This is a genomic window from Modestobacter marinus, from assembly GCF_011758655.1.
In the GTDB taxonomy this organism is placed as follows: domain Bacteria; phylum Actinomycetota; class Actinomycetes; order Mycobacteriales; family Geodermatophilaceae; genus Modestobacter; species Modestobacter marinus.
In genome coordinates, this window is record NZ_JAAMPA010000001.1 from 2,107,629 (window position 1) to 2,121,197 (window position 13,569).

At 72.4% G+C, this 13,569-nt stretch carries 19 protein-coding genes; 14 read left to right on the forward strand and 5 right to left on the reverse strand.

Annotation, left to right across the window (positions count from 1 at the left end; translation table 11 throughout):
- Nucleotide 1 precedes the first annotated feature (1 nt).
- The 13 genes from rpmD to truA all read left to right on the forward strand — a co-directional run bounded on the left by rpmD (nt 2) and on the right by truA (nt 8,924).
- The gene (rpmD, locus tag FB380_RS10055) at nt 2-184 is read left to right on the forward strand and encodes a 50S ribosomal protein L30 (protein ID WP_164699904.1); all 183 of its coding nucleotides are present in this window, start codon (nt 2-4) and stop codon (nt 182-184) included.
- Nucleotides 185-209: 25 nt separating this feature from the next.
- Nucleotides 210-653, forward strand: a complete 444-nt coding sequence (gene rplO / locus FB380_RS10060) for a 50S ribosomal protein L15 (RefSeq protein ID WP_166754929.1) — start codon at nt 210-212, stop codon at nt 651-653.
- Nucleotides 654-850: 197 nt separating this feature from the next.
- Nucleotides 851-2,161 (forward strand): preprotein translocase subunit SecY, encoded by a 1,311-nt coding sequence (gene secY / locus FB380_RS10065; RefSeq protein ID WP_166754930.1) that lies wholly within the window; start codon nt 851-853, stop codon nt 2,159-2,161.
- The gene (locus FB380_RS10070) at nt 2,161-2,796 is read left to right on the forward strand and encodes an adenylate kinase (protein WP_166754931.1); all 636 of its coding nucleotides are present in this window, start codon (nt 2,161-2,163) and stop codon (nt 2,794-2,796) included. The genes secY and FB380_RS10070 overlap by 1 nt, the downstream gene beginning before the upstream one ends.
- A gap of 81 nt (nt 2,797-2,877) precedes the next feature.
- Nucleotides 2,878-3,681: a type I methionyl aminopeptidase gene (gene map, locus FB380_RS10075; protein ID WP_166754932.1), complete on the forward strand. Its 804-nt coding sequence runs from the start codon at nt 2,878-2,880 to the stop codon at nt 3,679-3,681.
- 307 nt (nt 3,682-3,988) lie between these two features.
- Nucleotides 3,989-4,210, forward strand: coding sequence for a translation initiation factor IF-1 (gene infA, locus FB380_RS10080; RefSeq protein ID WP_012950459.1), 222 nt, complete (start codon nt 3,989-3,991; stop codon nt 4,208-4,210).
- A 72-nt stretch (nt 4,211-4,282) separates the two neighbouring features.
- On the forward strand, nt 4,283-4,396 hold the full coding sequence (gene rpmJ, locus FB380_RS10085) for a 50S ribosomal protein L36 (RefSeq protein ID WP_014742835.1): 114 nt from the start codon (nt 4,283-4,285) through the stop codon (nt 4,394-4,396).
- Nucleotides 4,397-4,410: 14 nt separating this feature from the next.
- A complete protein-coding gene (gene rpsM, locus FB380_RS10090) occupies nt 4,411-4,785 on the forward strand; it encodes a 30S ribosomal protein S13 (RefSeq protein ID WP_036334299.1) in 375 nt (124 codons plus the stop codon).
- Between the two features lie 128 nt (nt 4,786-4,913).
- Nucleotides 4,914-5,321 (forward strand): 30S ribosomal protein S11, encoded by a 408-nt coding sequence (gene rpsK, locus FB380_RS10095; protein WP_026844840.1) that lies wholly within the window; start codon nt 4,914-4,916, stop codon nt 5,319-5,321.
- A gap of 33 nt (nt 5,322-5,354) precedes the next feature.
- Complete coding sequence (gene rpsD / locus FB380_RS10100; protein ID WP_036334300.1) at nt 5,355-5,981, forward strand: 30S ribosomal protein S4; 627 nt, start codon at nt 5,355-5,357, stop codon at nt 5,979-5,981.
- A gap of 159 nt (nt 5,982-6,140) precedes the next feature.
- A complete protein-coding gene (locus tag FB380_RS10105) occupies nt 6,141-7,208 on the forward strand; it encodes a DNA-directed RNA polymerase subunit alpha (protein WP_166754933.1) in 1,068 nt (355 codons plus the stop codon).
- Nucleotides 7,209-7,336: 128 nt separating this feature from the next.
- Entirely contained in the window at nt 7,337-8,050 is a 714-nt protein-coding gene (rplQ, locus tag FB380_RS26330; RefSeq protein ID WP_166754934.1) for a 50S ribosomal protein L17, read from the forward strand.
- Nucleotides 8,051-8,078: 28 nt separating this feature from the next.
- Nucleotides 8,079-8,924, forward strand: a complete 846-nt coding sequence (gene truA / locus FB380_RS10115) for a tRNA pseudouridine(38-40) synthase TruA (RefSeq protein ID WP_166754935.1) — start codon at nt 8,079-8,081, stop codon at nt 8,922-8,924.
- A 52-nt stretch (nt 8,925-8,976) separates the two neighbouring features.
- Here the strand turns inward: truA and FB380_RS10120 are convergent, their stop codons facing one another.
- Both FB380_RS10120 and mobA read right to left on the reverse strand, forming a co-directional pair.
- Nucleotides 8,977-9,642, reverse strand: coding sequence for an NAD(P)H-binding protein (locus FB380_RS10120; RefSeq protein WP_166754936.1), 666 nt, complete (start codon nt 9,640-9,642; stop codon nt 8,977-8,979).
- Between the two features lie 58 nt (nt 9,643-9,700).
- On the reverse strand, nt 9,701-10,288 hold the full coding sequence (gene mobA, locus FB380_RS10125) for a molybdenum cofactor guanylyltransferase (protein ID WP_166754937.1): 588 nt from the start codon (nt 10,286-10,288) through the stop codon (nt 9,701-9,703).
- A gap of 42 nt (nt 10,289-10,330) precedes the next feature.
- On the opposite strand from mobA, the gene fdhD reads away from it, so the two are divergent.
- The gene (gene fdhD, locus FB380_RS10130) at nt 10,331-11,161 is read left to right on the forward strand and encodes a formate dehydrogenase accessory sulfurtransferase FdhD (protein ID WP_166754938.1); all 831 of its coding nucleotides are present in this window, start codon (nt 10,331-10,333) and stop codon (nt 11,159-11,161) included.
- A gap of 125 nt (nt 11,162-11,286) precedes the next feature.
- On the opposite strand, the gene FB380_RS10135 is transcribed toward fdhD, so the two are convergent.
- From FB380_RS10135 to moeA, 3 genes are read right to left on the reverse strand one after another with little or no spacing between them, the layout of a single operon-like run.
- Nucleotides 11,287-11,784 carry a MogA/MoaB family molybdenum cofactor biosynthesis protein gene (locus FB380_RS10135; RefSeq protein ID WP_166754939.1) on the reverse strand — a complete coding sequence of 166 codons (498 nt, stop codon included), beginning with the start codon at nt 11,782-11,784 and terminating at the stop codon, nt 11,287-11,289.
- Nucleotides 11,781-12,266: a cyclic pyranopterin monophosphate synthase MoaC gene (gene moaC / locus FB380_RS10140; RefSeq protein WP_166754940.1), complete on the reverse strand. Its 486-nt coding sequence runs from the start codon at nt 12,264-12,266 to the stop codon at nt 11,781-11,783. Before moaC ends, FB380_RS10135 begins: the two co-directional genes overlap by 4 nt.
- Nucleotides 12,263-13,540, reverse strand: a complete 1,278-nt coding sequence (gene moeA / locus FB380_RS10145) for a molybdopterin molybdotransferase MoeA (protein ID WP_229681865.1) — start codon at nt 13,538-13,540, stop codon at nt 12,263-12,265. The genes moaC and moeA overlap by 4 nt, the downstream gene beginning before the upstream one ends.
- Nucleotides 13,541-13,569 lie beyond the last annotated feature (29 nt).

Genomic DNA, 13,569 nt, shown 5'->3' on the forward strand with positions numbered 1-13,569 from the left:
GATGGCTCAGCTGAAGGTCACCCAGGTCAAGTCGGCCATCGGCACCAAGCCGAACCAGCGCCAGACGCTGCGTTCGCTCGGGCTGAAGCGGATCAACGACTCGGTCGTCCAGGAGGACCGTCCCGAGATCCGCGGGATGGTCGCGACGGTGCCGCACCTGGTCGCCGTCGAAGAGATCGTCTGAGCGTCGGGCGAGAAGGAATACTGACATGACTCTCAAGGTCCACCACCTGCGTCCGGCTCCGGGCGCCCACACCAAGAAGACCCGCGTGGGTCGTGGTGAGGGCTCCAAGGGCAAGACGGCCGGTCGCGGCACCAAGGGCTCCGGCGCGCGCGTGCAGGTCTCTGCCCGCTTCGAGGGTGGTCAGACCCCCCTCTTCATGCGGCTGCCGAAGCTCTCCGGCTTCAAGAACAACAACAAGGTCGTCTTCCAGGTCGTGAACCTGGACCGGATCGCCTCCCTGTTCCCGCAGGGCGGCACGATCAGCCCGGACACGCTGGCCGACGCCGGCGCCGTCCGTCGCGGTCAGCCGGTCAAGGTCCTCGGCACGGGCGAGCTCGGCGGCGTGAAGGTCGACGTGCAGGCGCACGCGTTCTCCAAGTCCGCGGAGGAGAAGATCGGCGCTGCCGGGGGCAGCACCACCCAGATCTGACGAAGGACCCCCCTGTCCCCCCGTCGCGAACTCACTTCGCGGCGGGGGAGCCCAGGGGGGCTTTTCTCTGTCCGGCCGCCGGCCGGAGCGCCACCTGACCGTCGTCCGCACGGTCTGCACCACCCCTCCGGGTGGGCGGGCCGACCGGGCGGCGGCCTGACGTTGATAGCCTCATACGACCTACTCGGGGAGGGCACGTGCTGCAGGCGTTCGCCGCGGCGTTCCGGACGCCAGATCTCCGGCGCAAGCTGCTGTTCTCCCTGGCGGTGATCGCCGTCTACCGGCTCGGCGCCAGCATCCCCGGGCCAGGGGTCTCGACCGAGGCGATCAACAGCTGTCTGGACCTGGCTGCGGCCTCCGACCAGCGCGACGTCTACTCGCTGGTCAACCTGTTCTCCGGTGGGGCGCTGTTGCGGCTCTCCGTCTTCGCGCTCGGCATCATGCCGTACATCACCGCGAGCATCATCGTCCAGCTGCTGGTCGTGGTCATCCCACGGTTCGAGCAGCTGAAGAAGGAAGGGCAGTCGGGTCAGGCGAAACTGACCCAGTACACCCGGTACCTGACGATCGCCCTCGCCGTCCTGCAGAGCACCGGGATCATCGCCCTCGCCCGCAGCGGCCAGCTGTTCCCGAACTGTCCGCAGGACATCATCCCGTCGGACTCCGTCTGGACGACGGTCGTCCTCGTCATCACGCTGACCGCCGGCACGGCCGTCATCATGTGGCTGGGCGAGCTCCTCACCGAGAAGGGGATCGGCAACGGCATGTCCGTGCTGATCTTCACCTCGATCGCGGCCCGGATCCCCGCCGAGGGCGGCGCCATCCTGCAGACCCGCGGGGCGTTCATCTTCGCCGTGGTCTGCCTCTTCGCCCTGGTGGTCATCGCCTCGGTCGTCTACGTCGAGCAGGCGCAGCGCCGCATCCCGGTGCAGTACGCCAAGCGGATGGTCGGCCGCCGGATGTACGGCGGCACGTCGACCTACCTGCCGCTGAAGGTGAACCAGGCCGGCGTCATCCCGGTCATCTTCGCCTCCTCGCTGCTGTACCTGCCGCAGCTGCTCAGCCAGCTGCAGAGCGACTCGAGCGGCCCGGTCCGCCGGTTCTTCGAGAACTACGTGATCAACCAGAGCAGCCCGGTGCACATCGCCATCTACTTCGGGCTCATCATCTTCTTCACGTACTTCTACGTGTCGATCACGTTCAACCCCGAAGAGCGGGCCGACGACATGAAGCGCTACGGCGGCTTCATCCCGGGCATCCGACCGGGCCGGCCCACGGCGGAGTACCTGCAGTACGTGCTGTCGCGGATCACCCTGCCGGGGTCCATCTACCTCGGGCTGGTGGCAGTGCTGCCCAACCTGTTCCTCTCGATCACCCAAGAGGGGCAGAACCAGAACTTCCCGTTCGGCGGGACCGCGGTGCTGATCATGGTGGGAGTGGGCTTGGAGACGGTGAAGCAGATCGAGACGCAGCTCAACCAGCGCAGCTACGAAGGGTTCCTCCGCTGATGCGCGTCGTGCTGCTCGGCCCTCCCGGCGCCGGCAAGGGAACGCAGGCGCAGGTGATCGCCGCGCGGCTGGGCGTCCCCGCCATCTCCACGGGTGAGATCTTCCGGGCCAACGTCAGCGGCGAGACCGAGCTCGGTCAGCAGGCGAAGGTCTACATGGACGCCGGCGACCTGGTGCCTGACGAGATCACCGTCGCGATGGTCTCCGACCGGCTGGCCGAACCGGACGCGAAGGTCGGGTTCCTGCTCGACGGTTTCCCGCGCACCATCGCCCAGGCGGAGCAGCTGCGCGACTCGCTCGCCGAGATGGGCCATGCGCTCGACCGGTGCCTCGAACTGGTCGTCGACGAGGAGGAGCTGGTGCGCCGGCTCTCCGGTCGCCGGATGCTGGTCGACGGTGTGTGGGTGCAGCGCGACGACGACAAGCCCGAGACGGTCCGCCACCGGCTGGAGGTCTACCGGGAGCAGACGGCCCCGCTGTCGGGCTTCTACGCCGAGGCCGGGCTGCTGAGCCAGATCGACGCCATCGGTGAGATCGACGAGGTCACCCGCCGGGCGCTCGAGGCGCTCGGCGCGGAGCACGTACTGGACGACGAGCCGGGCGACGACCCGGCCAACGGCCCGACCGGGGTCTGAGACGGCGGGGCTGCGGTGCACGGTGACCGCGGGTCTGCGCTCCTCGCCCGGCTGCCGCTGCTGGCGAAGTGGAGTGGACGCATGATCCAGATCAAGACGGCGCACGAGATCGAGCTGATGCGCGCCTCCGGGCTCGTCACCGCAGGCGCGCTCAAGGCGGTCCGGGCGGCGGTGCGGCCGGGGGTCACCACCGGTGAGCTCGACGCCATCGCCGAGGACCACATCCGGTCGGCGGGGGCGGTCCCGAACTTCCTGGGCTACCACGGGTTCACCGGCACCATCTGCGCCTCGATCAACGACGAGGTCGTGCACGGGATCCCGAACCCGGACCGCACGTTGGCCGAGGGCGACAACATCTCGATCGACTGCGGGGCGATCCTGCAGGGCTGGCACAGCGACTCGGCGATCACCGTGCCGGTGGGGGCGCCGTCGGCGGAGGACGCCGCCCTGCTGGAGGTCACCGAGCGGTCGATGTGGGCCGGGCTGGCGAAGGCCGTCGCCGGTGGCCGGCTCACCGACATCAGCCACGCGGTGGAGGAGTCGATCACCGCGCACGAGCACCGCTACGGGATCGTCGACCACTACGGCGGTCACGGCATCGGCACCGAGATGCACCAGGACCCGCACGTGCTCAACTACGGGCGCCCGGGCCGCGGCCCGAAGCTGGTCCCGGGGCTCGCACTGGCCATCGAGCCGATGGTCACCGTGGGCGACCCGGCCACCGTGGAGCTCGAGGACGGCTGGACGGTCGTCACCAAGGACGGCTCGCGCGCCGCGCACTTCGAGCACAGCGTCGCCATCACGCCCGAGGGCCCGTGGGTCCTCACGGCGGAGGACGGCGGCGCGGCCGGACTGGCGCCCTTCGGGGTCACCGCCCGCCAGTAGCGGGGGCGGCCTCCCGGCGGAGCGGGTCCCTGGCCCGTTGCCGTCGGGTGCGGGACGGACCGGCGGGAGGGCTCTGTCACCTCGCCCCGGGTTGGAGTGTCGCAGCTGCTGGGAGTACAGTGGCCGATGGCGTTCGCGCCGTCCGTCGTCGTGCTGTGGCCGTACGCCGCCGGACGCCCTCAGTGAGGACGCCCGCACCACCGCACCCGACCTGGTCGGGTGCAGCCAGCAAGGAATCCCGCACGACCGCCCTGTCACTCCGGCATGGGCGCATGCAGTCCCGATCGAACGAGGAGGCCGTGTAGGCGTGGCTAAGAAGGACGGGGCCATCGAGGTCGAGGGTCGTGTCGTCGAGCCGCTGCCCAACGCGATGTTCCGGGTCGAACTGCAGAACGGGCACCGGGTGCTCGCCCACATCAGCGGCAAGATGCGGCAGCACTACATCCGGATCCTGCCCGAGGACCGCGTGGTCGTGGAGCTCTCGCCCTACGACCTGACCCGCGGCCGCATCGTCTACCGCTACAAGTAACCCGCTGCCGGTCCGGGTCCCCACGTGGGTCCGGGGGTCGGCGCACGATCTACAGGAATGAGGGCGGCACCGGTGAAGGTCCAGCCGTCGGTGAAGAAGATCTGTGACAAGTGCAAGGTGATCCGCCGGCACGGCCGGGTCATGGTCATCTGCGAGAACGCCCGGCACAAGCAGCGCCAGGGCTGAGGGAGTACCTGACAATGGCACGACTTGCTGGCGTCGACCTTCCCCGCGAGAAGCGGATGGAGATCGCGCTCACCTACATCTACGGGATCGGGCCGACCTCGGCCAAGGCGACCCTGGCCGCGACGGGCGTCAGCCCGGACCTGCGGGCCAAGGACCTGACCGACGAGGACCTGCTCAAGCTGCGCGACTACATCGACGAGCACTTCCGCGTCGAGGGTGACCTGCGCCGCGAGGTGGCCGCCGACATCCGCCGCAAGGTGGAGATCGGCTGCTACCAGGGTCTGCGGCACCGCCGCGGCCTGCCGGTGCACGGGCAGCGCACCAAGACGAACGCGCGCTCGAGCAAGGGCCCGCGCAAGACCATCGCGGGCAAGAAGAAGGCCCGCTGATCCCAGCACGTCGGCGCACCGTCGCGGGTCCGTAGGGCCGGACCGGCGGTGCGCCTGAGCACGACCGCCCCCTCGGCTAGGACCGGGTGGGCGACCAGGCCACGAACACAGACTCAGACCGGAGAGAGATGCCTCCCAGGGCTCGCGCGGCAGCTGGCACCAAGAAGGTGCGCCGCAAGGAGAAGAAGAACGTCGCCCACGGCGCGGCGCACATCAAGAGCACCTTCAACAACACGATCGTGTCGATCACCGACCCCACGGGCAACGTGATCAGCTGGGCCTCGGCCGGCCACGTCGGGTTCAAGGGCTCCCGCAAGTCCACGCCGTTCGCGGCGCAGATGGCTGCGGAGAACGCTGCCCGCAAGGCGCAGGAGCACGGCATGCGCAAGGTCGACGTCTTCGTGAAGGGCCCGGGCTCCGGTCGGGAGACCGCGATCCGCTCCCTGCAGGCCACCGGCCTCGAGGTCGGGCAGATCCAGGACGTGACGCCGCAGCCGCACAACGGCTGCCGCCCCAAGAAGCGCCGCCGGGTCTGACCGGTCACTGACGAGACGAAGAGGTAGATACACGTGGCCCGTTACACCGGAGCCGATTGCCGCCTGTGCCGGCGCGAGAAGATGAAGCTGTTCCTCAAGGGCAGCAAGTGCGAGTCCGCGAAGTGCCCGATCGAGATCCGGCCGTACCCGCCGGGCGAGCACGGCCGCGGTCGCAGCAAGGACAGCGAGTACCTGCTCCAGCTCCGCGAGAAGCAGAAGGCCCGCCGCATCTACGGCGTGCTGGAGAAGCAGTTCCGCGGTTACTACGAGGAGGCGAACAAGAAGTCGGGCAAGACCGGTGAGGTCCTGCTGCAGATCCTCGAGTCCCGCCTCGACAACGTGGTCTACCGGGCCGGCTTCGCCGAGTCCCGCGACATGGCCCGCCAGCTGGTGCGCCACGGTCACATCAAGGTCAACGGCCGCAAGGTCGACATCCCGTCCTACCGGGTGAGCGCCAACGACATCCTCGAGGTGGCTGCGAAGTCCGCCGAGATGGTGCCGTTCCAGCTCGCCCAGGCGAAGGCCGGCTCCCGGCCGGTCCCGCCGTGGCTGGAGGTCATCTCCTCGCAGCTGAAGGTGTTGGTCCACAACATCCCGGCGCGCCAGGTGATCGACACCCCCGTCCAGGAGCAGCTGATCGTCGAGCTCTACTCCAAGTGACCCACCTCCTCACCCCCACCGCCCTGCGGTGGGGGTGAGGGTGCGGGACAGCACCACACAGCACGACGGCGGAGCGGGTGGACCGATGTCCGCCCCGCCGGCACCACCTCCCTCACGGCGTCATATGGCGGTCGCCGGAGGACACGAAGGAGAACCACCATGCTCATCGCACAGCGTCCGACCCTCGCCGAGGAGACCATCGACGCCCAGCGCTCGCGGTTCGTCATCGAGCCGCTCGAGCCGGGTTTCGGCTACACCCTCGGCAACTCGCTGCGTCGCACCCTGCTGTCCTCGATCCCCGGCGCTGCTGTCACCAGCATCCGGATCGAGGGCACCCTGCACGAGTTCACCACCGTGCCGGGCGTCAAGGAGGACGTCACCGAGATCATCCTGAACCTCAAGGGCCTCGTGGTCAGCTCCGACTCCGACGAGCCGGTGACCATGTACCTGCGCAAGCAGGGCCCCGGTGAGGTCACGGCGGCCGACATCGCCCCGCCGGCCGGTGTCGAGGTGCACAACCCCGACCTGCACATCGCCACCCTGAACGCCAAGGGCCGGCTCGAGATCGAGCTGGTCGTCGAGCGCGGTCGCGGCTACGTGCCGGCCACCCAGAACAAGCAGCCCGGCCAGGAGATCGGCCGCATCCCCGTCGACTCCATCTACTCGCCGGTGCTCAAGGTGACCTACGCCGTCGAGGCGACCCGCGTCGAGCAGCGCACCGACTTCGACCGCCTCGTGGTCGACGTCGAGACCAAGCCGTCGATGGAGCCCCGCGACGCCATCGCCAGCGCCGGTTCGACCCTGGTCGAGCTCTTCGGCCTGCTGCGCGAGCTCAACGTCGACGCCGAGGGCATCGAGGTCGGGCCCAGCCCGGCCGAGGCCGCGGACATCGCGAACTTCTCGATGCCGATCGAGGACATGGACCTCACCGTCCGGTCCTACAACTGCCTCAAGCGCGAGGGCGTGCACACCGTCGGTGAGCTCGTCACCCGCTCCGAGGCCGACCTGCTCGACATCCGCAACTTCGGTGCGAAGTCGATCGACGAGGTCAAGCTCAAGCTCGCCGCGATGGGCCTGGCGCTCAAGGACAGCCCGCCTGGGTTCGTCCCCTCGTCGGTGGAGAGCTACGACGAGGGCTACGAGACCGACGCCTACCAGGGCGACGCGGCCTTCGGTGACCCGGCCCAGTACGACGAGGGCAGCTTCCAGGAGACCGAGCAGCTCTGACAGACGGACCCTGCCGCCCCCCGGGGCGGCAGGGTCCCGCCGGGTCCGGCACCGCCGGCACCGGAGCACCACCCATCAGTGAACGCGCGGCTCGCAGGGACCCCCCGGCGGCCTGAGGAAGGACCGACATGCCCACCCCCACCAAGGGCCCCCGTCTCGGCGGGTCCCCCGCGCACGAGCGGCTGATGCTGGCCAACCTGGCCACCTCGCTGTTCGAGCACGGACGGATCACGACCACCGAGACCAAGGCCAAGCGGCTCCGTCCGCTGGCCGAGAAGCTGGTCACCTTCGCCAAGCGCGGGGACCTGCACGCCCGTCGCCAGGTCATGACGACCATCCGGGACAAGGACGTCGTCCACCACCTGTTCGCCGAGATCGGCCCGCGCTTCGCCGACCGGCCCGGTGGCTACACGCGCATCGTGAAGGTCGGTCCCCGCAAGGGCGACAACGCTCCGATGGCGATCATCGAGCTGGTCGAGGGCCAGACCGTGGCGCAGCAGGCCGTCGGCGAGGCCGAGCGCGCCCGTGGCACCCGGTTCGCCGCCGGCGCGGGTTCCTCCGCCGCCGCCGGTGAGGTCACCGCGGACGCCACCGACACCGACCAGTCCGCCGAGGCGGAAGAGGTCGTCACCGACGTCTTCGTGCCCGACGGCGAGCGTCAGGACGACGGCGACGTCAGCCCGGAGCCGACGTCGGAGAACCTGGCCGTCGTCGACGACCCGACGCTGAGCCCGGACGTGGCCGCTGCGGCCGCTGCCGAGGTCGAGGCCGCGGAGATCAGTGACGCGGCGACCGCGGGTGCCCAGGCGCCCGGCGGCGAGCCGGCCACCGACCCGAAGTGAGCTGAGACCGTCCCCGACGGTCCACCTCATGCACGACGTGCACGCTGACGAGCCCGCCACCGATCCCGGTGGCGGGCTCGTCCGCGTCCGGCTGGGGATCTCCTACGACGGGTCGGCGCTGCACGGCTGGGCACGTCAGCCCGGTCTGCGCACCGTCCAGGGCGAACTCGAACTGGCCCTGGCGACGGTGCTGCGGGTGGACGTGGACCTGACGGTGGCGGGCCGCACGGACGCCGGCGTGCACGCCACCGGGCAGGTCGCACACGCCGACCTCCCCAGGGACCTCTTCGCCGCGCACCAGGACCGGCTGCTGCGCCGGCTGCGGGGGGTGCTGTCGCCGGACATCGCCGTCACCTCGGCCGCGGAGGTCACGCCCGACTTCGACGCGCGGTTCTCCGCGCTGGCCCGGCACTACGCGTACCGGCTCACCGATGCCGACGCCGGCCCGCCGCCGCTGCGCCGGGCCGACACGGTCGGGTGGCCGCGCCGCCTGGACGTCGGTGCGATGCAGACCGCGGCGCGGCTGCTGCTCGGGCAGCAGGACTTCGCCGCCTTCTGCCGCCGGCGCGAGGGTGCGACGACGATCCGGACCCTGCTCGCCCTGGACGTCGAGCGGGACGGCGACCTGGTGGAGATCCGGGCCTCGGCCGACGCCTTCTGCCACTCGATGGTCCGCAGCCTGGTCGGGGCCCTGGGCGCCGTGGGGGAGGGGCGCCGGCCGCCGGAGTGGCCGTCGTCCCTGCTCGCCCGCACGGAGCGGGCCAACGACGTGCCGGTCGCGCCGGCCGGGGGACTGACGCTGCTGCGGGTCGACTACCCCGACGACGCCGGCCTCGCGGCCCGGGCAGTGGTCACCCGGGCGAAGCGCAGCTGACCAGCCGCCGGCTCCACCGCAGGGCCGGGACCGCGAGGTCGGCGTCCGGTGGTCAGGGGAGGGCGGCGACGGCCTCGGCGACCGGGGTGTCACCGGAGAGCAGTTCGACGACGGCGCCGTCCTTCGGGTCGTCGAGCAGGGCCAGCAGCACGGCGGCGACGTCGTCGCGGGGCACCTCGCCGCGGTCGGTGGTGTGCTCGAGCCGGACCCGTCCGGTGCCCGGGTCGTCGGTCAGGCTGCCCGGCCGGATCACCATGGGGGACAGGCCCTCGCGGGAGAGCACGTGCTCCTCGGCGGCCAGCTTGGCCCGCAGGTAGGCGACGAAGACCTCGTCCATGTCCTCGGGGACGGCGTCACCGGCCACCGTCTCGACCCCGATGGAGGAGACCAGGAGGTAGGGGCGGACGCCGGCCGCGACCGCGGCCTCGGCCAGCAGCACGGCGGCGCCGCGGTCGACCGAGTCCTTGCGTGCGATGCCGCTGTCCGGGCCTCCACCGGCGGCGAAGACCACGGCGTCGGCGCCGGAGACGATCTCGGCGAGCTCCTCCACCGAGGCCTGCTCCAGGTCCAGCACCACCGGCTGGACGCCGTCGGACTCCAGGTCGGCCTGGTGGTCGGGATTGCGGACGATGCCGACGGCGGTGTCCCCCCGTTGGCTCAGCAACCGGCCGAGGCGGCGGGCGATCTTCCCGTGGGCTCCTGCTGTGACGACGCGCATGGCGAGGGCCTACCCGCCACGTGTGGTCCGCACGCAGGCGCCGGGCGTGGGGAACCGCTCACTCGCGGCCGGGCACCGCCCGGGCGCGGGCCAGGTCGGCGGGGGTGTCGCAGTCGGTCCATGGCGCCGGCCGGCCGGGTCGCGCGTCCGGCCGGTGGCGGCCGACGGTGAGCCCGGCGAGGACGGCCCGCAGCGGGGTGTGCGGGCGGGGGTCGCGGACGGCGGCCCGCAGCGCCGCGGTCCGCCAGACGCCCAGGAGGAGCTGGTCGCGACCGGTGTCGTCGACGACCAGCACACCGTCGTCGACCAGGCGCCGGCGCAGGTCGGTCACCAGCTCCCGGGTGAGGAAGGGCAGGTCGGCGGCGAGGACGGCGACCACCTCGGCATCGCCGACCGCGGTGAGCCCGGTGGCGAGCGCCGGGACCGGCCCACCCCCCGGCGGCACCTCCCGGACGAGCACGGTCCCCTCGGGGACGGGCTGCGGTGGCCCGACGACGACGACCGGATCGGCGTCCCGGACGGCCTCCACGACGGCGGCGAGCATCGTCCGGCCCCCGACGTCCAGCTGCGGCTTGGGCTGCCCGCCGAGCCGCGCGGCCCGGCCGCCGGCCAGCACGACGGCTGCGAAGCGCGGGAGCGAGGTCATGGCCGGAACGGTAGGGCGCGGCGGGTGAGTACCGTCACCCGCGTGGGACGAGTCACCAGCCGCACCCCGGTGCTGCGCATCCGCGGCGCCGTGCACACCCGACGGCCCGACACGGTCGCCTCCGAGGAGCCCCTGGAGATCCGGCTGGCCGGCGAGCCGCTGGCGGTGACCATGCGGACCCCGGGCGACGACTTCGACCTGGTGCACGGCTTCCTGACCACCGAGGGCGTCATCGCCTCGGCGGCGGACATCGCGGGGCTGCGGTACTGCAACTCCGTCGACGACGAGGGCCGCAACACCTACAACGTCGTGGACGTGGACCTGGCACCCGGGGTGCAGGCCCCGGACACCGCACTGGACCGGAACTTCTACACGACCAGCTCCTGCGGGGTCTGCGGCAAGGCCAGCATCGACGCCATCCGCACGAAGACCGCCTACGACGTCGCCGCCGACGACACCCGGCTGACGCTGGAAACGCTGCTGGCGCTGCCCGACCGGCTGCGCGCCGCCCAGCAGGTGTTCGACAAGACCGGCGGGCTGCACGCCGCCGGCCTGTTCTCCGCCGGCGGCGAGCTGGTGGCGCTGCGGGAGGACGTCGGCCGGCACAACGCGGTGGACAAGGTGGTCGGCGACGCGGTGCGGGAGGGCCGGGTGCCGCTGGCCGGGCACGTGCTGATGGTCAGCGGCCGGTCGTCCTTCGAGCTCACCCAGAAGGCGGCGATGGCCGCGGTGCCGGTGCTGGCCGCGGTGTCGGCGCCCAGCTCGCTGGCGGTCGAGCTCGCCCAGGAGGTGGGCATCACCCTGATCGGCTTCCTCCGCGGCGACGGCTGCAACGTCTACACCCACCCCGAGCGCCTGGTCCTGCCGGACTAGACAGCGGGTACGGATCCTCGTCCGGGAGCGCAGCGCGGGCCGCAGGCTCGCCGCTGCGATCGCGGGCACCGGCTCGACGCGGGCCGGGACGCCTCCCGGCCGCGGTGGAGCGCGGTGGCGCGACGTCAGACGTGGTCGCCGCCCCGCAGCTGGCTGACCACGTGCGGCAGCAGGGGGCCGAGCACGGCGAGGCCGTCGCGGACGCCGCCGGTGGACCCGGGCAGGTTGACGATCAGGGTGCGTCCGGCGGTGCCGGCGATGCCGCGGGACAGCACCGAGGTGGGCACCTCCCCCTCCCCGTACCGGCGCACCGCCTCGGCGATGCCGGGGGCCTCGCGTTCCAGCACCGTGCGGGTGGCCTCCGGCGTGACGTCGGTGGGGGAGAGCCCGGTGCCGCCGGTGGTCAGCACGACGTCGGCCCCGCCGGCCACGGCCTCCCGCAGCACCTCGGTGAGCGCCGCGACGTCGTCCGGGCGGACGTGGGGGCCCTCCACGGTGAACCCGAGCGCGCGCAGCCCCTCGGCGAGCGCCTGACCGGAGCGGTCGGGGTAGACCCCGGCCGAGGCGCGGTTGGAGGCGGTGAGCACGACGGCCCGGGCGTCGGCCGGCAGGTCGGCGCTCATCGGGTCCAGTCGCCCTTCTTGCCGCCGGACTTGGCGAGCAACCGGACGTCGGTGATGCAGGCGCGCGGGTCGACGGCCTTGACCATGTCAATGACGGTGAGCCCGGCCACCGCGACGGAGGTGAGCGCCTCCATCTCCACGCCGGTGCGGTCGGCGGTGCGGGCGGTGGCGGTGATCTCCACGGCGTCGTCGGCGACGTCGAGGTCGACCGTCACGCCGTGCAGGGCGATCGGGTGGCACAGCGGGATCAGGTCGGGGGTGCGCTTCGCGCCGGCGATCCCGGCGATCCGGGCCACCGCGATGGCGTCGCCCTTGGGCACGCCCGTGCCGCGCAGCAGGGCGACCACCTCGGGGCTGACCAGCACCCGGCCGGCGGCGGTGGCGACCCGGGCGGTGACCTGCTTGGCGGTGACGTCGACCATCCGGGCGGCGCCGGACTCGTCGACGTGGGTGAGCCGCGGGCCGTCGGGGGAGGTGGTCACTGGAGGGCTCCTTCGATCAGGACGACGGTGACCTGGGCGCCCTCGGGCAGGTCGGTGACGTCCTCGGGGACGACGACGAGGCAGTTGGCGCGGGCGAGGTGGGCGACCAGGTGCGAACCGGGCCCGCCGACCTGGTCGACGACCTCCCCGTCGAACCGCCCGCGCAGGAACTGCCGGCGGCCGGCCGGCGAGCGCAGCGGGGCGGTGAGCCGGGCGGTGGTGCGCAGCCGCTCGGGGGAGGCGTGGCCGAGGGCGCGGCGCAGGGCCGGCCGGACGAACACCTCGAAGGAGACGAAGGAGCTCACCGGGTTGCCGGGCAGCGTGATCACCGGGACGCCGTCGACGGTGCCGGCGCCCTGCGGGCCGCCGGGCTGCATGGCGACCTTGCCGAACTCGACCGTGCCGAGCCCGGCGAAGGCGTCCTTGACCACCTCGTAGGCGCCGGCGCTGACCCCGCCGCTGGTCACCAGCAGGTCGGCGTCCGGCAGCTCGGCGCGGACGGTGGTGAGGAACTGCTCGATGTCGTCGGGCACGAAGTGCAGCGTGCGGGCCTCGCCACCGGCCTCGGTGACGGCGGCGGCGAGCAGCACCGAGTTGGACTCGTAGATCTGGCCCGGCTGCAGGGGGAGACCCGGTTCCACCAGCTCGCTGCCGGTGGAGAGCACCAGCACCCGGGGTCGGCGCCGCACCGGCACGGTGTCGTACCCGACCGCGGCCGCGAGCCCCAGCTGGGCCGCGCCGAGCGCGGTGCCGGCGGGCATGGCCAGGTCGCCGGCCTGGATGTCCTCACCGGCGTGCCGGAGGTGGGTGCCGGCGGAGGGGGCGGAGGTGATGGTCACGACGTCGGTGCCGGCGTCGGTGCGCTCGACCGGGACGATCACGTCCGCGCCGTCCGGGACCGGGGCGCCGGTCATGATGCGGTGCACCGTGCCGGGCAGCAGGGGCGGCACGTCGGTGCGCCCGGCCGGCAGGTCGGCGGCGACGGGCAGCTGGACGGGGGTCTCCGCGGTGGCCGTCCCCACCTCGGCGTGCCGTGCGGCGTAGCCGTCCATGGCGGAGTTGTCGAAGCCGGGCAGCGACACCCGGGCGGGGAGATCGCGGGCGAGCACCCGCCCGGCGGCCGCGGCGAGCGGGACCTCCTCGACCGGCAGGGGGCTGAGCAGCCCGGAGACCGCTGCCTGGTGTTCCTCGACCGTGCGCACGGCCCCATCCTCACCGATGCCGCCGGAGCGGGTGGCGGCGCGGGCCGGGACCCCGGTGGTCGGGTGGTGCACGGCCGATCCTCGCCCGACGGAGCGTGAGC

Coding starts and splice junctions, on each gene's coding strand:
- rpmD (WP_164699904.1), top strand. CDS start 2: ATGGCTCAGCTGAAGGTCACCCAGGTCAAGTCGGCCATCGGCACCAAG.
- rplO (WP_166754929.1), top strand. CDS start 210: ATGACTCTCAAGGTCCACCACCTGCGTCCGGCTCCGGGCGCCCACACC.
- FB380_RS10070 (WP_166754931.1), top strand. CDS start 2,161: ATGCGCGTCGTGCTGCTCGGCCCTCCCGGCGCCGGCAAGGGAACGCAG.
- map (WP_166754932.1), top strand. CDS start 2,878: ATGATCCAGATCAAGACGGCGCACGAGATCGAGCTGATGCGCGCCTCC.
- rpsM (WP_036334299.1), top strand. CDS start 4,411: ATGGCACGACTTGCTGGCGTCGACCTTCCCCGCGAGAAGCGGATGGAG.
- rpsK (WP_026844840.1), top strand. CDS start 4,914: ATGCCTCCCAGGGCTCGCGCGGCAGCTGGCACCAAGAAGGTGCGCCGC.
- FB380_RS10105 (WP_166754933.1), top strand. CDS start 6,141: ATGCTCATCGCACAGCGTCCGACCCTCGCCGAGGAGACCATCGACGCC.
- rplQ (WP_166754934.1), top strand. CDS start 7,337: ATGCCCACCCCCACCAAGGGCCCCCGTCTCGGCGGGTCCCCCGCGCAC.
- truA (WP_166754935.1), top strand. CDS start 8,079: ATGCACGACGTGCACGCTGACGAGCCCGCCACCGATCCCGGTGGCGGG.
- FB380_RS10120 (WP_166754936.1), bottom strand. CDS start 9,642: ATGCGCGTCGTCACAGCAGGAGCCCACGGGAAGATCGCCCGCCGCCTC.
- mobA (WP_166754937.1), bottom strand. CDS start 10,288: ATGACCTCGCTCCCGCGCTTCGCAGCCGTCGTGCTGGCCGGCGGCCGG.
- FB380_RS10135 (WP_166754939.1), bottom strand. CDS start 11,784: ATGAGCGCCGACCTGCCGGCCGACGCCCGGGCCGTCGTGCTCACCGCC.